The 20,960-nt window shown below is 47.1% G+C and carries 20 protein-coding genes; 6 read left to right on the forward strand and 14 right to left on the reverse strand.

Going from position 1 to position 20,960, the window contains the following annotated elements; genetic code table 11:
* Positions 1-27 precede the first annotated feature (27 nt).
* The 8 genes from rseP to rpsB all read right to left on the reverse strand — a co-directional run bounded on the left by rseP (position 28) and on the right by rpsB (position 7,506).
* Positions 28-1,398 (reverse strand): sigma E protease regulator RseP, encoded by a 1,371-nt coding sequence (rseP, locus tag Q4Q50_RS05570; protein WP_311898751.1) that lies wholly within the window; start codon positions 1,396-1,398, stop codon positions 28-30.
* A gap of 39 nt (positions 1,399-1,437) precedes the next feature.
* Positions 1,438-2,628, reverse strand: coding sequence for a 1-deoxy-D-xylulose-5-phosphate reductoisomerase (gene ispC, locus Q4Q50_RS05575; protein WP_311898753.1), 1,191 nt, complete (start codon positions 2,626-2,628; stop codon positions 1,438-1,440).
* Between the two features lie 4 nt (positions 2,629-2,632).
* Positions 2,633-3,490, reverse strand: a complete 858-nt coding sequence (locus tag Q4Q50_RS05580) for a phosphatidate cytidylyltransferase (RefSeq protein WP_106650024.1) — start codon at positions 3,488-3,490, stop codon at positions 2,633-2,635.
* 20 nt (positions 3,491-3,510) lie between these two features.
* Positions 3,511-4,338 carry a polyprenyl diphosphate synthase gene (gene uppS / locus Q4Q50_RS05585; RefSeq protein ID WP_106650023.1) on the reverse strand — a complete coding sequence of 276 codons (828 nt, stop codon included), beginning with the start codon at positions 4,336-4,338 and terminating at the stop codon, positions 3,511-3,513.
* A gap of 82 nt (positions 4,339-4,420) precedes the next feature.
* Positions 4,421-4,978, reverse strand: coding sequence for a ribosome recycling factor (gene frr / locus Q4Q50_RS05590; RefSeq protein ID WP_311898755.1), 558 nt, complete (start codon positions 4,976-4,978; stop codon positions 4,421-4,423).
* A 21-nt stretch (positions 4,979-4,999) separates the two neighbouring features.
* Positions 5,000-5,737, reverse strand: coding sequence for a UMP kinase (gene pyrH / locus Q4Q50_RS05595; RefSeq protein ID WP_106650021.1), 738 nt, complete (start codon positions 5,735-5,737; stop codon positions 5,000-5,002).
* Between the two features lie 68 nt (positions 5,738-5,805).
* Positions 5,806-6,657, reverse strand: a complete 852-nt coding sequence (tsf, locus tag Q4Q50_RS05600; protein WP_106650020.1) for a translation elongation factor Ts — start codon at positions 6,655-6,657, stop codon at positions 5,806-5,808.
* Between the two features lie 120 nt (positions 6,658-6,777).
* The gene (gene rpsB, locus Q4Q50_RS05605; protein ID WP_037458301.1) at positions 6,778-7,506 is read right to left on the reverse strand and encodes a 30S ribosomal protein S2; all 729 of its coding nucleotides are present in this window, start codon (positions 7,504-7,506) and stop codon (positions 6,778-6,780) included.
* A 283-nt stretch (positions 7,507-7,789) separates the two neighbouring features.
* Between rpsB and map the strand changes: the two genes are divergently transcribed.
* The 3 genes from map to dapD are packed head-to-tail and all read left to right on the forward strand — an operon-like array spanning position 7,790 to position 12,085.
* The gene (gene map, locus Q4Q50_RS05610) at positions 7,790-8,620 is read left to right on the forward strand and encodes a type I methionyl aminopeptidase (protein WP_281422414.1); all 831 of its coding nucleotides are present in this window, start codon (positions 7,790-7,792) and stop codon (positions 8,618-8,620) included.
* Between the two features lie 33 nt (positions 8,621-8,653).
* Positions 8,654-11,239, forward strand: a complete 2,586-nt coding sequence (glnD, locus tag Q4Q50_RS05615) for a bifunctional uridylyltransferase/uridylyl-removing protein GlnD (protein WP_311898757.1) — start codon at positions 8,654-8,656, stop codon at positions 11,237-11,239.
* A gap of 21 nt (positions 11,240-11,260) precedes the next feature.
* The gene (dapD, locus tag Q4Q50_RS05620) at positions 11,261-12,085 is read left to right on the forward strand and encodes a 2,3,4,5-tetrahydropyridine-2,6-dicarboxylate N-succinyltransferase (protein ID WP_006080976.1); all 825 of its coding nucleotides are present in this window, start codon (positions 11,261-11,263) and stop codon (positions 12,083-12,085) included.
* Between the two features lie 129 nt (positions 12,086-12,214).
* Here the strand turns inward: dapD and Q4Q50_RS05625 are convergent, their stop codons facing one another.
* From Q4Q50_RS05625 to Q4Q50_RS05640, 4 genes are all read right to left on the reverse strand, one after another.
* A complete protein-coding gene (locus tag Q4Q50_RS05625; RefSeq protein ID WP_311898759.1) occupies positions 12,215-14,146 on the reverse strand; it encodes an HD domain-containing phosphohydrolase in 1,932 nt (643 codons plus the stop codon).
* Between the two features lie 173 nt (positions 14,147-14,319).
* Positions 14,320-15,186: a formyltetrahydrofolate deformylase gene (purU, locus tag Q4Q50_RS05630; protein WP_012088721.1), complete on the reverse strand. Its 867-nt coding sequence runs from the start codon at positions 15,184-15,186 to the stop codon at positions 14,320-14,322.
* A 165-nt stretch (positions 15,187-15,351) separates the two neighbouring features.
* Complete coding sequence (locus Q4Q50_RS05635) at positions 15,352-16,833, reverse strand: PTS transporter subunit EIIC (protein WP_311898760.1); 1,482 nt, start codon at positions 16,831-16,833, stop codon at positions 15,352-15,354.
* Positions 16,785-17,249, reverse strand: a complete 465-nt coding sequence (locus Q4Q50_RS05640) for a flavodoxin (RefSeq protein WP_311898762.1) — start codon at positions 17,247-17,249, stop codon at positions 16,785-16,787. The genes Q4Q50_RS05635 and Q4Q50_RS05640 overlap by 49 nt, the downstream gene beginning before the upstream one ends.
* 121 nt (positions 17,250-17,370) lie before the next feature.
* On the opposite strand from Q4Q50_RS05640, the gene Q4Q50_RS05645 reads away from it, so the two are divergent.
* The gene (locus Q4Q50_RS05645) at positions 17,371-17,565 is read left to right on the forward strand and encodes a hypothetical protein (protein ID WP_106650014.1); all 195 of its coding nucleotides are present in this window, start codon (positions 17,371-17,373) and stop codon (positions 17,563-17,565) included.
* Positions 17,566-17,748: 183 nt separating this feature from the next.
* Here the strand turns inward: Q4Q50_RS05645 and truC are convergent, their stop codons facing one another.
* Positions 17,749-18,612 carry a tRNA pseudouridine(65) synthase TruC gene (gene truC, locus Q4Q50_RS05650; protein ID WP_311898763.1) on the reverse strand — a complete coding sequence of 288 codons (864 nt, stop codon included), beginning with the start codon at positions 18,610-18,612 and terminating at the stop codon, positions 17,749-17,751.
* Positions 18,599-18,919: a YqcC family protein gene (locus tag Q4Q50_RS05655; RefSeq protein WP_107402275.1), complete on the reverse strand. Its 321-nt coding sequence runs from the start codon at positions 18,917-18,919 to the stop codon at positions 18,599-18,601. The genes truC and Q4Q50_RS05655 overlap by 14 nt, the downstream gene beginning before the upstream one ends.
* A gap of 162 nt (positions 18,920-19,081) precedes the next feature.
* Here Q4Q50_RS05655 and Q4Q50_RS05660 point away from each other — a divergent pair, with 162 nt between their 5' ends.
* Together Q4Q50_RS05660 and Q4Q50_RS05665 are read left to right on the forward strand one after the other, a co-directional pair.
* A complete protein-coding gene (locus Q4Q50_RS05660; RefSeq protein ID WP_107402276.1) occupies positions 19,082-20,095 on the forward strand; it encodes a DUF3549 family protein in 1,014 nt (337 codons plus the stop codon).
* Positions 20,092-20,478, forward strand: a complete 387-nt coding sequence (locus tag Q4Q50_RS05665) for a DUF3301 domain-containing protein (protein ID WP_006080967.1) — start codon at positions 20,092-20,094, stop codon at positions 20,476-20,478. The genes Q4Q50_RS05660 and Q4Q50_RS05665 overlap by 4 nt, the downstream gene beginning before the upstream one ends.
* The last annotated feature ends 482 nt before the right edge of the window (positions 20,479-20,960 follow it).

Here is a 20,960-nt window from a genome sequence, read left to right on the forward strand (position 1 = left end):
CACTTCTAATTATTAGTCTGTCCTTGCTCAGAGTCGGGCAAAATCATTGAAAAGCGCAATGCTCATCAACATCAGCAGTATTGCTGCCCCAAATCTGAATCCTATTTCCTGCACCTTTTCAGGTACAGGTTTACCAGTTATTACTTCAATAAAGTAATACAGCAGGTGTCCCCCATCGAGCACAGGTAAAGGCAACAAGTTAATGATGCCTAAATTGACGCTGATGAGCGCGAGGAACCCGAGAAAATAGACCAGACCATAGTTTGCACTACTGCCCGCACCCTGTGCGATCGAGATGGGTCCACTCAGGTTTTTCACCGACACATCGCCGGTAAATAATTTGCCAATCATCTTAAAGCTCACAGCAACAAGTTGCCATGTTTTATCCGCTGCGATGCCGAAAGAATCGATTGGTCCATATTCAAGTTGTAAACGCATATTGTCTGGCCATGGCGCTTGGATTGGGCTCACCCCCAGCATACCTATCTCTTGGCCATCGGCGTTTTTACTGCTTAACGGTGTCACTGCCACGTTAAACTGCTCGCCATTGCGACGCACAGTTAAGCTCACAGGCACATTGGCAGAATGTTGAATAATGTCAACAAAAGCCTGCCAATCGGTATAATTTTTACCATTTATCGCCACTAAGGTATCGCCGACTTTCAGCTCGCTCTTGGCAGCGGCGCTGTCAGGGCTAATTGCAGCTATTGTCGGGACAATTTCAGGGCGATAAATCCCTAAACCTAAGGTGGTAATCGGCGATTCTTTTTCAGGATCAAAATGCCAATTGCGGGTATCTAAGGTATAAGAGCGCGCGCTGGAATCTAGGCCCTGCAAACCGCTCAATGGCGTCAGCGATACACTCAGGCTTTCATCGCCTATGTGGCCCGCTAAGGCTAAATTCACTTCTTCCCAGTTACGCACAGCCTGACCGGAAATGGCCGTAATTTGCATGGGCTCAGTAACTTGAATTTGCGCGGCGGCAGTCCCAGGCGTTGTCGATGTGATAACAGGTTTCAGTGAGGGCACACCAATCAAATACATAAAATACAGGGCAACAATAGCAAAAATAAAATTCGCAATCGGTCCAGCAGCCACAATCGCAATACGTTGCCATACGGTTTTACGATTGAACGCTTGATCTTTTAATTCATCGGGAACGTCTTCAACACGCTCATCAAGCATTTTGACATAGCCGCCAAGGGGGATCATGGCTAACACATATTCAGTGCCGTCTTTACCAACACGGCGCCAAATAGCCTTACCAAAACCAATGGAGAAACGTTCGACTTTCACGCCACAACGTCGCGCGATATAGAAATGGCCGTATTCGTGGGCAGTAATTAACAGACCCAGTGCAACGATGAAAGAACCTAAGTTCCATAAAAAATCTAACATCCCACTCCTTACGTTATAAATTTCATCACTCAGCTATAGCTAAGCGATGCTTGCTAATGTCTCACGCGCATAGACGCGGGTTTGCGCATCTAAGGCTAAAATATCTTCTATGCTGCCCATAGGACGTTTAGGCACAGTGACTAAACAAGCCTCATTCACTTTTGCAATTTGCGTAAAACCAATTTGCCCCTGCAAGAATGCTTCAACAGCGACCTCATTGGCAGCATTTAATACGGTTGTTGCCTCTTGGCCTTGGGCACACGCCTCCATAGCCAAAGCCAAACAAGGGAAACGTTCAAAATCAGGTTCATAAAAGCTTAACTGTCCGACTTTGAAAAAATCTAAAGGTTCAACGCCCGAATGAATTCTTTGCGGATAAGCCATGCAATGGGCAATCGGTGTGCGCATATCTGGGTTACCCATTTGGGCGATAACCGAACCATCACGGTACTGCACCATAGAGTGGATCACGCTTTGCGGGTGGATAACCACCTTCAGTTGCTCAGCCTGAGTGTTAAACAACCAACGCGCCTCAATAAACTCTAAGCCCTTATTCATCATAGTGGCGGAGTCGACGGAGATTTTAGGTCCCATGGACCAATTAGGATGTTTACAGGCCTGAGCTGGCGTCATGGCGGCCAGTGTCGCCAAATCCGAGCGCAGGAAAGGCCCGCCAGAACCGGTTAACAGAATATGGGAAATACCCGATGCCGCTAAGTCACAACGGCCAAGGTTGGCTTGCACTTCTTGGGGGAGACATTGGAAGATGGCATTATGCTCACTATCCACAGGCAAGAGCACAGCACCAGAGCGCTTAGTCGCCTCAATAAACAGCTCACCTGACATGACTAAGGCTTCTTTGTTGGCCAGTAATACCCGCTTACCCGCCTTTACGGCTTCAAGCGTCGGTACTAGCCCTGCAGCCCCAACAATCGCCGCCATCACAGTATCCACTTCGGCAGCGGTCACTAAACCGAGTAAATCATTCATGCCTGTGGTGACTTGGATATTGAGCGTCGCAGGTAAAACGGCACGCAACTGTTTTGCTGCCGCTTCATCCACCATATGCGCCACTTTTGGTCTGTGAGCAACACAAAGTGCGAGCATCTTATCGACGCTGGCGTTAGCCACTAGTCCATACACGCGATAAGCGAGTGGATTCGCTGAGATCACACTTAAGGTACTGGCACCTATAGAGCCGGTAGCACCCAAAATCACCATATTTTGCATAGCGTTACATCCAGAATGCAATGTAGATCAGGGTAAACACCGGCAAGGCTGCGGTCAGGCTGTCGATGCGGTCTAGCACGCCGCCGTGACCTGGCAAAATGGTGCCAGAATCTTTGATACAGGCCGCACGCTTAAACATACTTTCAGATAAATCACCCAGTGCTGACACTAAGGCAACAAATAAGGTCACGGCCACAACTAAGCCCAGTTCTTGCTCAGGCGAATAATACATCACAATCGCAACCACTATCATGGTGGTAGCTAAACCACCGAGTAGGCCTTCAAGCGTTTTCGCTGGGCTCACCGCGGGCATTAGTTTGGTTTTACCTATCGCCTTACCAACAAAGTAAGCGCCAGAATCGGCAGCCCACACAATCAACATCACCAATAATACCAATACTGGGCCAAAATAAGGCGAAGCTTGTGAACCAATAGATTTGAGCGCGATAAGAGCGACAAAGCAAGGGATTAAGGTTAACTGTCCAAACATGGACTTAAACATAGGATTTTTTTGCCAGAACTTAGCGCTTTTCGGATAAGTCACCACTAATAATAGTGAGGCTAACCACCAAAGTGCGCCAATATAGAGAATGGCTAAATAGATAGGGTGTAATTGATGGCTTAACCAAACCGCATCGATGGGCACAATCAGATTCAGTGCCACCAACAAGATACCGACCGTACAGGTGAAACTCCACTGGGTGACGTCACACTGATTATCGATAATTCTTCCCCATTCCTTTGCTGCAATGAGAAAGACGCCGACCAAAGCCCAAGCGAAGTAGCTGGCAGGGAGCAAGAATATCGCCCCCAAAACTAATGGAACTAACCAAATTGCTGTTATTATTCGTTGTTTTAGCAAAAAAAATCCCTCATGAGGTTTTACAATGCACGCATCTCATCAATCTGACTTCCAGTCAAACCAAAGCGGCGCTGGCGACTTGCAAAAATGGCAATCGCTTCATGAAAAGCCTGTTCATCGAAATCAGGCCAAAGGGTGTCGGTAAACACCAATTCTGCATAGGCCGCCTGCCACAGCACAAAATTGCTGATGCGACAGTCCCCGCCCGTGCGGATCATTAAATCAACTTCACTCTGATTTTGCATGCACAAATGTGCACTTAAGGCTTCTTCGGTGAACTGACTGCTGGTCATTTCGCCAGTTTCAACCTTTTCAGCTAATTTTTGGGCTGCTTGAAGTATGTCCCAACGGCCACCATAGTTAGCGGCGACATTCAAAACTAAGCCTGTATTGCCTGATGTCTTCTCTTGCGCGGCAGCAATTTGCTTCTGTAATCGCGCCGAAAACCGGCTGATATCACCAATAATCTTCAGCTTAACCTGGTTCTTATGCAGCAATTTAATTTCGCGCTGTAATACGGTAAAAAACAATTCCATCAGCAAGCTGACTTCTTTATCAGGTCTACGCCAATTCTCGCTAGAAAATGCAAATAACGTTAGCGATTCAATACCTAATTGGCTTGCCGTGCTTACGGCTCTTCTAACGGCCTTAACACCGGCCTTATGCCCCAACACTCGTGGCTTACCTTGGGTTTGTGCCCAACGCCCATTGCCATCCATAATAATGGCGACATGCTTAGGTAACGACTGTTTCACGAGTTCGGGTAATTGTCCCGGCAAGGTCGTTTGAGTGTATAAATCACTCTCACTCGTCCTAGGGTGCGGATCAAGTTCCACTGTGGATGACATCTAATACAGCCCTTTAAAATAGACAAACGCCGTGTAGTATACCCCTACACGGCGCATCAACTCTAGCTTATCGAACTTGAGATTAGACTTCCATCAACTCAATTTCTTTGGCTGCTAAAATCTCATCAACCTTTTTAATGTGAGTATCGGTGAACTTTTGTACTTCTTCTTCGCTACGACGAACGTCATCTTCTGTACATTCTTTAGCTTTCTCAAGCTTTTTCACTTCAGAAATGGCATCACGACGTACGTTGCGGATAGCGATACGACCGTTTTCGGCTTCGTTACGCACCACTTTGATGAAGTCTTTACGACGCTCTTCGGTCAGCGCGGGTAATGGAATACGCAAGGTCGCGCCAGCAGACATAGGGTTCAGACCTAAATCTGAGCTCATAATGGCCTTTTCAACGGCTTGGATAGCACTACGATCGAATACAGTCACAGACAGAGTGCGTGAATCTTCAACACCGACGTTTGCCACTTGGTTCAGTGGTGTCATAGTACCGTAGTAAGAAACCTGAATTGAATCAAGCAGGCTTGGGTGAGCACGACCTGTACGTACTTTCGCCATTTGGTTTTTAGTCGCTTCTACACATTTGCCCATGCGTTCTTGCGCATCTTTCTTAATGTTCTCAATCACGTTAAATGTCCTTCTTGGTCATTAAATAACTTTTTTTGCTCTGATCAGCGTGCCTTCCTCTTCACCCATGATAACGCGGCGAAGAGCGCCAGGCTTGTTCATGTTGAAGACTAAAATAGGCATGTCGTGATCACGCGCCAGAGTAAAGGCTGCTAAGTCCATTACTTTTAATTCTTTTTCCAGAATTTCCGCATAAGTGACTTCATCATACTTAACGGCGTCTGGGTTTTTCATTGGGTCTTCGGAGTATACACCGTCGACTTTCGTCCCTTTCAACACGACTTCAGCTTCAATTTCAATGCCGCGTAAACAGGCAGCAGAATCGGTCGTGCAGAATGGATTACCTGTACCGGCAGCAAAAATAACCACTCGGCCAGATTTTAGCAAGCTGATCGCTTCAGCCCAATTGTAATCGTCACACACACCCTTTAACGGGATAGCTGACATCAGACGGGCATTAACATAGGCACGGTGCAAGGCGTCGCGCATTGCCAAGCCGTTCATAACCGTTGCCAGCATACCCATGTGATCGCCCACCACACGGTTCATGCCAGCTTTTGCTAAGCCTTCACCGCGAAACAGATTGCCACCACCAATAACCACACCCACCTGAATACCCAGTTCAACCAGCTCTTTCACTTCCTGAGCCATGCGATCTAATACTTTAGGGTCGATGCCGAAGCCTTCGTCGCCCATCAGTGCTTCGCCACTTAATTTAAGAAGAATGCGTCTAAATGCGGGTTTTGGATTGGTGCTCATAATTTTTATCCTGGTTATAACAAGACCGCAGCGAATGCCACGGTCTTGGGGGTATTTAGCGTTGGCGATTAAGCCTTTTTAGAAGCAGCGATTTGAGCAGCAACTTCAGCTGCAAAATCTTCTTCTTTCTTCTCAATACCTTCACCAACTTCTAAACGAATGAAGTTAGTCACTGTAGCGCCTTTCTCTTTCAGAACTTCGCCAACAGTTTTCTTTGGTTCCATGATGTAAGCTTGGCCAGTCAGAGAAATCTCACCGGTGAACTTCTTCATACGACCCAGAACCATCTTCTCAGCGATCTCAGCAGATTTGCCTTCGTTCATAGAGATTTCGATTTGCAGTGCTTGCTCTCTTGCAACAAGATCAGCAGGCACATCTTCTGGATTAACGAATTCAGGCTTAGAAGCAGCAACGTGCATTGCGATGTGCTTTAGGGTTTCTTCGTCAGCTTCACCGGCTACAACAACACCAATGCGCTCACCGTGACGGTATGAAGACAGGTTTGCACCATCGATGTACTCAACACGACGAATGTTGATGTTCTCACCGATTTTAGTTACCAGAGCAACACGTGCATCTTCGAACTGTGCTTTTAAATCTTCAAGTGTCACTTTAGATGCTGCAGCAACATCTAACACTGCGTTTGCGAAGCCTAAGAAGTTAGAATCTTTAGCAACGAAGTCAGTTTGACAGTTAACTTCTAACAGAGCAGCGAAACCTTCGCCATTCTTGATTAAAATAGTACCGTCAGCAGCGATGTTACCCGCTTTTTTAGCCGCTTTAGCAGCGCCAGACTTACGCATGTTGTCAATCGCTAACTCCATGTCGCCGTTAGCTTCTGTCAGAGCGTTTTTACAATCCATCATGCCTGCGCCAGTACGGTCGCGCAGTTCTTTAACTTGGGCAGCAGTAATTGCCATTGTTAAATCCTCTATAAAAAATCGACTAATTTGCAGATATAAAACAGGGGCCGAATGGCCCCTGTTAACCAATCAAAAATCTTGGTTAATAAGGGTGATGAAACTCATCCCGCCTTATTATTATTCGGCTTCTACGAAACCGTCTTGCTCAGCTTGAACAGCCAAATCTTGACCACGGCCAGCTTTAGCAGCAGCAGCAACAGAAGTAGTGTACAGGCGGATAGCACGCATAGCGTCGTCGTTACCAGGAACGATGTAGTTAACACCATCTGGCGCAGAGTTAGTATCAACAACTGCAACAACAGGGATACCCAGGTTGTTAGCTTCTTTAATAGCGATATGCTCATGGTCAGCACCGATGACGAATAATACGTCTGGCAGGCCGCCCATATTTTTAATACCACCTAAAGATTTTTCCAGCTTTTCAAGCTCACGAGTACGCATCAGCGCTTCTTTCTTGGTCAGCTTGTCGAAAGTACCATCTACTGATTGGCTTTCCAGTTCTTTCAGACGTTTGATTGACTGACGAACGGTTTTCCAGTTAGTCAGCATACCGCCTAACCAGCGGTGATCAACATAGTACTGGTCACAAGACAGAGCAGCTTCTTTGATCGCTTCGCCAGCAGCACGTTTAGTACCAACGAATAATACTTTACCTTTCTTTGAAGCTACGTTGCTGATGAAAGCCAGCGCTTCATTGAACATTGGCACAGTATGCTCAAGGTTGATGATGTGAACACCGTTGCGAGCACCGAAAATGAATGGCTTCATTTTTGGGTTCCAGTAACGGGTTTGGTGACCGAAGTGGACACCGGCCTGAAGCATATCGCGCATTGAAACTGTAGTCATTTCTATTACCTTAAAATTTAGGGGGTTAGACCTCCACGTATCCCATGTCTTCGACCCCGCAGTTAACAGCTGAGGGCACCCCGAAGAATGTGTCGACACGTGTGTGATTTAGTATTTAGACAAATAGCCATGTATAATGGCCGCCATCTTTAGTCTTGCAAGTATCTAAACAGAGCAAATGCTGGCTTAGGCAATTCATCAAGACTTAAACATAACGGCGCGCTTTATACCATAAATAGCCCTAAAGCACAAATTTTTGCATTAGGTTGCGTGGCCAACAGACATTAAAGACACAAGAGAAAACGCAATGAGTATAGTCATCAAGACAGCTGAAGAAATTGAAAAAATGCGTGCTGCGGGCAAACTTGCCGCACAGGTATTAGAAATGATCGCCCCGTATGTTAAGCCGGGCGTGACCACCAATGAACTCAATGATCTCTGCGCCAAATATACCGAAGAGCAAGGTGCGATTTCGGCGCCGCTTAACTACCATGGTTTTCCTAAGTCCATTTGTACTTCAGTAAACAATGTGATTTGCCACGGTATTCCGAACGATAACCCACCATTGAAAGAAGGCGATATTCTCAATATCGACATCACAGTGATTAAAGACGGCTATCACGGTGATACTTCGATGATGTTTTTAATTGGTGAAGTGAGCGCTAAGGACAAACGCCTGTGCCGCATCGCGCAAGAAAGCCTGTATTTAGCCATTCGCAAGGTGCGTCCAGGTTTAAAACTGGGTGAAATTGGCAATACTATCGAAAAATTCATCAAAGCAAGCAAAACAGGCCTTGAGAAATATTCCATCGTGCAAGATTATTGTGGCCACGGTATTGGCTCGGGTTTCCATGAAGAACCTCAGGTCATGCACTACCGTAACGGCGATAACACAGTATTACGCCCAGGCATGTGTTTCACCATTGAACCTATGATCAATGCCGGTCGCCACACGACCATACTCGATCGTGATGATAAGTGGACGGTTACCACCTCCGATGGAAAAAACTCTGCCCAGTGGGAACACACTCTTCTGGTAACAGAAAAAGGGGTTGAAGTACTGACTCTGCGTGAGGATGAAGATTTCCCGCGTATCATCAATCACGAGCGATAGGCCAAACTAACAAGCATAAAAACAAGGGACTCGATGAATATAGCTCTGCTCGCTAAACAATCATTAATCGAACAGAATCAGACTCTTTTAGCCAGTTTCAAGGCTAAAACCCCGATTGAAGAGCTAGTCACGCAGCGCTGTCAATTTGTCGATACCCTTGTAAAGCAAGCTTGGGAACAGCACGGTCTAAGGGAATTTGATATTTCCCTGATTGCCGTAGGCGGCTATGGCCGTGGGGAGCTGCATCCCCACTCAGATGTCGACTTGCTGTTCCTGTTTAATGATATCTTGTCACCCGCCGCCGAAGCGGCACTCAGTCAGTTTATTGCCTTTCTGTGGGATGCTAATCTCGAAATCGGCCACAGTGTCCGTACGTTAAACGACACTATTACTCTCGGCCGTGAAGACATCACCATAGCCACTAACCTGTTAGAGGCACGACTGCTCGAAGGGCCCGAGTTTTTATTCGACCAACTTTACGATGCCATTCGTCAGAGTGACTTTTGGACCTCAAGCGACTTCTTTATCGCTAAGCGTGACGAACAAAATGCTCGCCATGCCAGAGCCAGTGCCTTCGATTTAGAACCCAATATCAAGAGTTGTCCCGGTGGCCTTAGGGATATTCAAACCATTGCTTGGGTGGCCATGCGTCACTTTGGCGCCGCTCGCCTCGAAGAATTAGTCCAATACGCCTTTTTAGAGCAAGGTGAATTAGAAGAATTGCTCGAATGTCAGCACTTTTTATGGAAGCTGCGCTTTGCCCTGCACATGGTGGTGGGGCGCGATGAAAATCGCTTACTCTTTGATGTACAACGCCAAGTTGCTGAACTTATGGGGTATGAAGACGCCACCCAGCTTGCTGTTGAGCAGATGATGAAACGCTACTATCGCACGGTACGCCGAGTGATGGAGCTGAACGAAATGTTGCTGCAGCTATTTAAACGGGCAACATTGGGGCACACAAAAGCCTTAGAAATTCAATCGATAGACAAACACTACCAGCGCCGTGGCACCTTTATTGAAGCGCTCAGCGATGATCTGTTCGATAGCGGCGAAGAAATTGTCCGGCTGTTTTTGTTGGTCGCTAAAAACTCCAACATCAAAGGCATTTACGCGCCAACACTGCGTTCACTGCGCCGTGCAAGGCGTGCTCAGCCGCAAGCGCTGCAAGAAAATCCGCTCTGTCGCCAAGCCTTTATGGAAATTCTGCGCCACCCTCGCGGCATTGTTGCCCTCTCGTTAATGCATAAACACGGTGTGTTATCGGCCTATTTACCCGCATGGCGAAATATTGAAGGCCAGATGCAGTTTGACCTATTCCACGCCTACACAGTCGATGAACATACTCACAGATTGCTGCTCAATATCGAACGATTCTCCCAGCCCGAACAAAAAGAAGAATTTCCCTTAGGCTCGATTCTCATCAACCAACTGCCGAAAAAGGGCTTACTGGTATTAGGCGCGATCTTCCACGATATTGCCAAAGGTCGCGGCGGCGATCACAGTAAATTGGGCTCAAGCGACGCCCTCGCCTTTTGTAAGCTGCACGGGTTAAACGATCACGATGGCCGTTTAGTCGCTTGGCTGGTCGAGAATCATCTGGTGATGTCTGTCACCGCCCAGCGCCGCGATATTTCCGACCCCGATGTGGTGGCCGATTTTGCTAATAAAGTCCGCGATGCCGTGCATTTAAGTTATCTGTACTGCTTAACCGTGGCCGATATCTGCGCCACCAATGAAAAAACCTGGAACAACTGGAAAGGCTCACTGCTGCGTGACTTGTACTTTTCGACCCAAAGGGTACTCGCCCGCGGTAAAGAAAAACCCGTCGACATTCGTGCCAGAGTACGTGAATACCAAGCCAAGGCGAAAAAAGAACTGCTGCGCCGTGGACTGAAAGAGAAAGATCTCGATACCCTGTGGCAACGTTTCAAGGCAGATTACTTTTTACGCCACCAGCCCAATCAAGTCGCGTGGCACGCCGAAGCGATTTTAAAGCATAAACAACAGGATGAGCCCTTAGTCTTAGTGTCCAAACACACCACCCGTGGTGGCACTGAGCTTTTTGTCTATTGCCAAGACAGACCTAAATTGTTCGCAACTGTGATGGCGGTACTCGACAATAAAAATATCAACGTCCATGATGCCAACATCATGACGTCAAAAGATAATTATGCCCTCGATACCTTTGTGATCTTAGAGCAAGATGGCGCGCCCGTTAGCCAGCTGTCACGTATTCAAAGTATCCGTAAGGCGCTCGAAAAAGCCCTGTCGAGCGACAGTCCAAAACTGCCACGCTTTAGAAAACTGTCGCGCAAGATGAAACCTTTTAATGTTCCGACACAAGTGAGTTTCCTCGAAAGCAGTCGTCATGGTACAAGTATGATGGAGCTTATCGCCTTAGATTCGCCAGGATTACTGGCAAAAGTCGGGGATATCTTTTACCGTTGCAACACGACGTTACTCGCGGCCAAGATCACCACCATTGGTGAGCGAGCCGAAGACTTTTTTATGCTGCAAACCAACGATGGCCTGCAGCTTAACGAAACCCAAGAGAATACCCTCAGGGACGCTTTAATCAGTGCCTTGAGTGCAAAGAATATCGAATCAGTTAATTAACGAGACCAGTGGGAGAAGTAAATGGAGGCTTTACGCCAACGTATTGAGGCGGCTTTTGAAGCTCGCGCCGACATCACGCCAAGCACAGTTGACGCCAGCGTGCGTGACGATGTGCAAAATGTCATCAATATGCTCGACAAAGGTGAAGTCCGTGTCGCCGAGAAAATCGACGGACAATGGCATGTACACCAATGGCTGAAAAAGGCGGTATTACTGTCCTTCCGTATTTTCGATAACGTGGTTATCGATGGCGCCGAAACCAAATACTTCGACAAAGTGCCGTTAAAATTTGCCGAATATGATGAAGCTCGCTTTAAAGCGGAAGCCATTCGCGTGGTGCCTTCGGCTACAGTGCGTAAAGGCTCATTCATCGGTAAAAATACCGTGTTGATGCCATCCTATGTGAACTTAGGCGCCTATGTTGATGAAGGCACTATGGTTGACACTTGGGCGACCGTTGGCTCATGTGCACAAATCGGTAAAAACGTGCATTTATCTGGCGGCGTGGGTATTGGTGGCGTACTTGAGCCATTGCAAGCGGGCCCAACCATCATCGAAGATAACTGCTTTATCGGTGCACGTTCTGAGATTGTTGAAGGCGTGGTAGTTGAAGAAGGCTCAGTGATTTCTATGGGCGTGTATATCGGCCAAAGCACTCGAATTTATGATCGCGAAACTGGTGAAGTGCATTATGGTCGTGTACCAGCAGGTTCCGTTGTCGTTTCTGGCAATCTGCCCTCTGCCTGTGGCAAGTACAGCCTCTATGCCGCCATTATCGTTAAGAAAGTGGATGCAAAAACCCGCGGTAAAGTGGGTATCAACGAATTACTGCGTATTGTTGATTAACAGTATTCGTTCGATAACATGAGTTCCATAAAAAAGATGCCCGAGGGCATCTTTTTTATTGTCGGCATCATTTAGCCTACGGTTGCGCTGTTATTATCAGGATTAAAAATAAAGTGTTTCATAAAGCACTTAAATCAATCTCTCAACTTCGCGAAAAGCGTTTCTTGTCATGGCAATGGCCCGCCAGCCGATAATCCCCAATGGCTGCTGTGCTTTGTTTATCACCACAAGATATTCTGAATCCAAAAGATTCAACTGCAATAAGGCATCTTCCGATGTCGCCACCTCACTGATGGTAGGCACCGAATGCTGCATGATCTGATGGGCTTTTTTATGTAAAGATGCCCTATCCTGCTCACGCTCAGCCGCTGTGCCAAGTAATGGGCTAAACCAATGCTCCAGCAATTGATGAGTGATCACGCCAATTATCTTATGTTGCTCATCTAATACCACGGCCACCTTAGCGTGAGCGGCGGTAAGCAAACGCTTAACGTCGACTAACTCATGGTCGAGGGAAATCGTTACTAGAGGTTCAAGCGGCGCAGCGCCGATATGGTCGCTAATACTCAACTCACGATTAATCAAAATCTCTAAACAGGTTTCGACTATCTCAGGATCAAACAGTGTCCCTTTACCCGCACGCAGCACTTCGGTCATTTTCTCCAGCCCCAAAGATGGACGATAGGGCCTGTGGGATAATATCGAATCGGCAACATCGGCTACGGCAATAATTTTCGCCTCATAGAGAATGGCTTTATCCTTTAACCCCGCGGGATAACCTGAACCATCGAGCCGCTCATGATGCTGTAAAATCATCTCTTTGATGGGCCAAGGAAACTCCACATCCTCAATAATTTCAGCGCCATGGAGTGGATGGGTCTGTATTAATGCGTATTCTTCTTTCGAAAGCTTCGAAGGTTTGGTCAAGATCTGCGATGGAATGGCCAACTTGCCGATATCATGGACTAAGGCACCAATTTTCAGTCCTTCGAGACGCAGTGGATCTAAGCCTAATTTCTCACCAATCAAATAACTTAATTGCGCCACCGACTTTTGATGCCCTGCGGTATAGGCATCTTTTAGTTCCAATGCCTCAGAAATGGCACTAATAAGCTGGGTTAACGACTGAGATAACTGCTCTTTTTGCGATTTAATGATTTTGGACTGGCGAGAGACAGCCCGTAATGTGCGCGGCAGTTCGATGGTGTGCCATAGGATGCTGGCGAAGGTGAGTAATGATCTTGCATCATTGCGACTATAGGGCTCGTTACGATCGACCACGCACACTATGCCGACCAAGCGGCTGCGAAACAAAATCGGCACCGCCAAATAACGCCCTGCAAGTAACAGTTTATCTAAGGGCAAATCCCCTAAGCGCCTTTGGGAGTCGGTTTGATTTTGGATAATCGGCTTATAATCTCGCACGCATTCGAGCCATACGCGGCTTTCAAGTTCAGACACTTGGGTATTATCTTCGATGAAATCGGCTTGATTCACCTCGGCGGGAGGATAGTCTGAACGTGCCGCGAGCGTGAGTGTTTTTGACTTTTCGTTATGCAGCAGAATAAACCCATATCGACTGCCCGTAAGCGACATCGCCTTGGAGACGGCAACTTTAAACACTTCTTCTTGGGAGGATTTAATCACATCTTCAATGTGTTGCAGCCAAGCATCGCTGGCTTGAATCGCTCGGCGATAATCCGAATGCAGCTCCTTCATCTGCGGATCTTCAAAATTGATGTCGGATAGAATCAAGTACCATCCCATTTCAGGCAAAGAATGCAGCGCAAGATGCACACGTATACCTCGATGATCTTGGAGTTGAAAACCAAGCTCTTGCCCACGACGCCTTACAATATCGGCGCACAACTCGGCATTAAAGGCACTAAACAATTGGCTGATGGGTTGATTAATGATTTGCGCAGCCGAACGTTTACAACGCCGGTAAAAGGCTTGGCTCATCCGTAGCACGCGAAATTGCTCATCAAGCTGTGCCCAAGATAAATTCAAACTATCGGGTAAATCTTTCATTCCAACAATAAGGCTTTGACTGGTTGGCATCCTGCACTCCGATCTTAGACTAGAGCATGGGCGACACGCTTAAGCGTGATATTCGCCCGAATGTGAGCACTATAAAATCTCCAATAAACATAATGATAGCTGATTAAAATGGACCGAGCTGAATGCAATGATATCGCAACACTTACCATAACCTTAGCGCGACTGCCTGCGTATTAGAAAACGATCGTTTTATTACCGTACACGACCACTTGCTCGTTAAGCACCAACTGCAGCGCTTTGCTCAGCACACTCTTTTCAACATCGCGCCCTGCACGCGCCATTTCTAAGGCGCTATAACTGTGGTCGACGGGAATCACGTCTTGCTTGATGATCGGCCCTTCATCGAGGCAATTATTCACAAAATGCGCCGTCGCACCGATAATTTTCACCCCGCGCTCCCAAGCCTGGCGATAGGGTGCTGCGCCGATAAAGGCTGGTAAGAAAGAATGGTGAATGTTGATGATGCGATTAGGATATTGCGCCACAAAATCAGGCGTTAATACCCGCATGTACTTAGCCAAGACTAAATAATCGGGTTCGTATTGAGATACCGCAGCTAACAGTGCTTGCTCGTGCTGAATTCGGTCTAAGCCTTCGTGACTCACCAGATGAAAGGGAATGTTAAACTTTTCGGCCAGTTCGCGCAGCGCATCATGGTTGCCCACCACAGCGGCAATCTCGACACTTAAACCGCCGTAATAAGCTTTCATCAATAGATCGCCTAAACAGTGCGCCTCTTTTGTCACTAACACCACAATGCGTTTCTTGCCGGCGCTGACTAAGGTCATGTGATTCTTAGCAGGCAGCACGTCGCGCAGATCCTGCAATAACTGTTCGCTGTTAAAAATGCCCTCTAACTCAGTTCGCATAAAGAAACGCCCTTGGGCATTATCCACAAACTCACTGTTTTTGATGATATTCAGTTTATGGGTAAAACAAACACTGGTGATTTTGGCGATGAGGCCTTGGGCATCGGCGCAATCCGTCAGTAAGATTTTACGTTCTATGGATGGCGAAGTATTACCGCGAGTTTCAGTCATTTGTTGCAAAGTTGGCTCTCCTATATTGTCCCTACATCGAGTTTGCCATAGCAAATCGTGCTGAACAGCATGAAAATCTTATAATGCGAAAATAAAAATGACATTTCAGAGGCTTGAATCAATAAAATGTAAAAATTAAGCAGTTAATTTTGTAAAAATATAATCCTAGCGGCGAGTATCTAAGTAACGCTGCAATACCTTACGCAAGGTTTCGGCCTTAGTGCCATAAACCACCTGCACACCTTTGCCCATCACAATTACGCCCTTAGCGCCCAACTGACTCAAACGCACCTTATTGACTAACTCTGGCTTATGTACGCTCAAGCGTAACCGAGTCAAACAGGCATTCAGCTCAACAATATTGTCACGCCCACCAAGCGCCGCGATAATCGCCCGTAAACTTTCTTTAGGTCCTTTACTGTCGTTATGCTCAAGCCTGCCGGGCGTTTTCAAATTAAAGGCTAAAATACTCAACCTAAACAACAGGTAATATATGATGGCGGTCAAAGGTCCGAGGAAAATAAACCAGCTGGCATTACGGGACAATGGAAATAACAGCGTAAAGTCCACCAGCCCTTGGGAGAACACTATGCTGTGGTGAATATCGAGCATGATACAGATAAAGTAAGCGAGCCCAGTAAGTAAGGCGTGAATGATAAATAGGATTGGCGCCACAAACATAAAGGCAAATTCGATAGGTTCAGTCACCCCAGTTAACCAACTGGCCGCCCCTGCCGAGAGCATAATGCCCGCCACGCGATTACGCTCAGAGGGATCGGCGCAGCGCCACATAGCCAGTGCCGCCGCAGGTAATCCCCACATTTTGATCAGATAACCACCGGCAAGGTTTCCCGCCTGCGGATCGCCCGCTAAATAACGCGCTACCTCACCACGAACGACTTCATGCCCTAATAACTGATATTGGCCCACTTCTAAGTAAAAAGGTGCGTTCCAAATATGGTGCAAGCCAAGGGGAATAAGTAACCGCTCTAATGCACCATACACGCCAAAGGCGATAGCCGGTTTTTGATAAACCGCCCAGTCAGATACCCGCTCAATCAATAGCGCTAAGGGTGGCCACACATGGGCGAGCACATAACCTAAGCCCATCGCTAGGGGAATGATCAACAAAGATGCACTGCGGCGTCCCTCAAAGAAGGAGAAAATCGCAGGCAAGCGTATATATTGACTCCAGCGCACCGCAAGACAAGTAATGCCGCCGAGCATCATGCCGCCCGCAATCCCAGTATCTAAGGTATCCATTCCCAATAGAGGCTGGGTTGGGAGTCGATACAAATCAGCTAGCGCGGCTAACGTCGCCGTCATCACCCCATAACCAAACACCGCCGTAAAGGCGGCAATGCCTTGATCGCGGCAAAAGCCAATAGCGACCGCTACGGCAAATAACATCGGCATGATGGCAAAAATGAGTTTACCCACCGCCAACATCAACACTGTCAGCTCTTCGGGCATAAAAGGAATGGGACTAACGGTTAAGCCGAGCATGACCCCAGCTGCAGGCAAAATGGCAATAGGAATAAGCAGCGCTTGGCTTAAGCGCTGGGCAAATTTAAACCATTGCTGAGTAACGAAACTGCCTAAGCGACGAGCTCGGTCTTGACGACTTGATTCCAGCGTTCTAGCCATTTTATCGCTTCAACCTCAGGTTCCATGGTTTCACAGGCATCGATTTCTAATAATTCTACAAGTGGTTTAGCACCAAGCTCACTCAAAATCGCATCTATAGACTTACCGGCGCCGCAAAAGGTTTCATAACTTGAATCACCCAGTGCGATTACACTGTAGTTAAGCGCTGGTAAATAGGGTGCAAGATTTTTAAGATTATGATACCAAGGCTGAATATCTTCGGGTAAATCCCCTTGGCCCGTCGTAGAAGTGACCACAACTAACAATTCATCCTGCGGAGGAATAAAGCTGGCGACGTCATTTGGTTGCCACAATGTGACATCATAACCTAAAACTTGCATTTCTTTCTCTAGGGTTTCGGCGGCAAATTGTGCACTGCCATAGACAGTGCCAAACACCAGATTCACCTTTTTCATGATACACTCCACATCGCGTTGCAAACCTTATTAGGCTGACCATACTTTATTGTTCAGCGGATGGGCAAGCTAAGGCGCAAAATTTTTATAAATCAAGTCATTGAGCATGAGGAAATATCTGATGCGACAGTCCACCCGCCAAAAACACCTCAAGCAACACCACAAAACAACCCATATTCGACGTAAAAACTATTTCCACTCCGCCCAGCAAAATCTCACATCACCACTTGTGTCTACCTCTGGATTCTCAACCTTAGCCGTGATGATGCAAGAACTGCGTCCGCAAACTGCACAAACTCCGCAACGCCTCGACTAACAACCGCAAGACTCATTTTGATGAAACAGTGTTGATTCGACCGTTATGGGTTCAACAACTTTGATTCGATTGCTTAGTGTCAATAACCAAGCCAAGCGAATGACTTTTGATGCCACTCACTTGGCTGACGGCCAATTATGTCCAGATTGTCTCAGTTGAGATTGTCTGAGTTAAGGTCATGAGTTACGCATTTCCAGCTGGTATTTCATCCGTGGCGATTAACAACTCAGCCTGTTGACTCAAGGTCGCCTCGTCCCAACCTAGCTCGGCAAACACGGTTTCCCACTCAGGCTCGAGCTCGGTTTCTATGCTGAGTCGAACTTGAGTGACAGGATGGGTGAAGCTGAGCTTTTTCGCGATAAGCCACAGGCGATTAATGCCAAAATGCTCGCGAAAAAACGCATTTGGCTTACCATCACCATGGGTGGTATCACCGACAATAGGGTGACGTAAATGCGCCATATGTCTTCTGAGCTGATGTTTACGCCCCGTTTTAGGGCTCAAGCGTACCAGTGCAAATCGGCTAGTGGGATATCGGCCTGACGGATACGGAATCTCAGTATTGAGTAATGGCTCATAAGCCGTCACAGCTTCCTGCGCGGCTTTGTTAGGATCGGCATTCTTATCGCCCAACTCATCCAACTCAACCTTAAGCGCATAGTCTAAAATGCCACTCTCATGCATATTACCGCGCACTAAAGCCAAATATTGTTTTTCAATCGTATGGGAAGCAAATTGCTCACACAGTGCATTGGCCACTTCGCTGCTCTTGGCAAACAAGAGCACGCCAGATGTCGGCCTGTCGAGACGATGTACGGGGAACACATGACAGCCGACTAAGTCGCGGGTCAGCTGCATGGCAAAAAATCGCTCCCGACGCGCTAAATAACTGCGGTGGACCAATAAGCCTGCAGGTTTATGAATTGCCACTAAGTGGTCATCTTCATAAAGAATTTCAATCTCAGGCGCCTGCTCTTCTGAATCATCCTCTTGGGATGCATTCAGTGCATTTTCAGGCGTTTCAAGCCAGATATCATCTTGATTCATTTAACAACATATCCAATTCATTCAATACGCCAATCAGAGCTTGGCGCGGAGGCATATCCTGCCAAACATGTTCAGCCATAGGGGCTATCGCAATTTGCGTCGGCAATGGCGCACCCGTTTCGATTAAAGTCTGCATTCTAGGCAGTAAAATAAACTGCAACCACTGCTCAAGGGGCATAAGATCACAGGCAAAAGGCGCTGTGCTTGCCATTGCTGCGGCAGAAGGCGCCTGCTCAGACCACAACTCGGCCGCTTGCAGCGCTTGGGCAATCTGAGCCAATTTAGCTTGGGTTTGACTGTATAACATAGCTTTCAGATCCATTCTCATGTTAGCCATTGTGATTGAGGAACTTGCCACAATCCACAGGCCGAATAGGTCGATTAAAGTGCCGCAATCATACCATCCAGACGCACTTCCCCCTATAATGGCGCCAATTTATTGAGCCTCTTTGATTGATATGGCAGCCAAATGACTGAAATTACAACTTTAAGCCAGTTTTTAACCACAGCCAAAACCCAGTTCCAAGTGTATGATCTTGGCCGTAGGGTGCAACATATTGATATGCTCGCATTTCACCAAATAGAATCTCTCGCTACCCCTTATCCTTACCCCATTCAAGGACATGCGCAATTTGCTATCGTCTTTTGGGATGCGAGCCAGCAACACTTTATTTGGTTTCTAAAGTTGGCGTTAGATGAGCAAGGATTACTGTCGCCTGCACCGCGCTCACAATTTATCGAAATGATATTAGCGGCATTAGGGCAAGATCCCACTCAGCCACTCAGTGATGAGCAGCAAGAACGACTCGCGAATAATCCGTTTAACTTCAAGCCAAGCCAAGAAAAACTCGCCGTATTCAACGCGCTTGTTCGTAAACAACTCGGCCAACGCGCGTCATCGCAATACGAATTTGCCGTGCAGTATTTGTCAGGCCAAGTTGCCCCAGCTCAATGGCAACATATTGGGATGCAAGGCATAGCCGATGTGTGCGCGCGCGCAAATGAATTTGATCATGAGCAGCACTTAGTATCGAGTTTTGACACCGCCGCCATCGAAGTGCAAATCGCCCTATGTCAGTGCCTTGAGCACTTACTGATTAGCGACACACTCGCCGATAAAATTCTCGCAAAACTTCAAGATGCAGCCCCAGAGCACCAAGCCTATTTCCTTCGGGCTTTGGCTTCTAGCGCCAAACACAGCCAACAAGCGTTTGAGCATCTACACGGCCAAGCCTCTTTAGATACCAATGCCCTCATCAGTATTGCCGGACGTAACTGGTCGGTATTAAAACAAGATTCAAGTCGCAGTCTTTACTTAGAAGCCCTAGCACTGCAGCCCCAAGCCTTTTTTAATCAGGTCTTTGCTGATATTGTGGCTATCCCTAGTTTGCGCAATCAACTACTAGGCGAATTAAGAAACCCCAATCGAAGCGTTCAACTATCACAAGCCATAGGTGGTTTGTTTAAGGCAGCAAGCAAATGATGTCAGATTTACTGTTAATTATTGGCCTCGTCGTGATTGCCGCATTTTTTTGGCAGTTACGCCAAATGGCAGAGTTGAGCCGCATTTTTGCCGAAAAAGAATGTTGGCGACAAAAAGTGCAACTGTTAGCCATAGCAATGGAAACCGCCCGCCCAAGTATTGGCGGCACCACGGGGATTTGTTGGAAAGCGAAATATTTATTTGAATTCAGCACTGACGGTATTAACCAGTACAGTGGCCATATTTGGATGCAAGGTAAGAAAATTCAAAAAATAGAATGGCCTATCTTCCCAGAGCCCGAATGGCAAGAAGCGCCGACAGCACAGGGGAAATTTGGCGGTTGTGGTACGCAAAGCGGCTGTAGCTCAGGCAAGTGTCATTAAGTTTTATCGACTATGATGCCCAAATAAGCTGTTCGCCAGAATAGAGAATAATCAGTCATTCTCTGGTGCTACAAAATAACTCGCTATAAAAATAAAAAAAGAAAGGGCGCGGCCCTAAAGCCACGCCCTCCTATTCTCTGTTAAGCTATCCCGCTATTTTTGTGCTCCCTGCACCATCCATGCGTCAATCTGCGTCCTGCTTCATCCCTGCTCAATCCTTGAGGTCCCTGTACTCATGTACTTCCCTATCTCTTGGTCATCCAGTCCCAAGCTTGCTCTTTCCTGAGCGGTTCCATCATCATCCATGAAACGGGTATTGCATCCATTCAATTGCACTCCATGTGCCATTGCCATCCTATGCAATGAGTCTATCAATCCTTGATAGTCTCCCTTCCTTGGTATTGGCTCTCTTTCATCCTGAAAGGCCTATATCCCTATCATTCCTTAAGTCACATTCCTTAGTCACTGTTCGATCATCCTGA

It is taken from the genome of Shewanella scandinavica, assembly GCF_031932065.1.
Classification (GTDB): Bacteria; Pseudomonadota; Gammaproteobacteria; order Enterobacterales; family Shewanellaceae; genus Shewanella; species Shewanella baltica.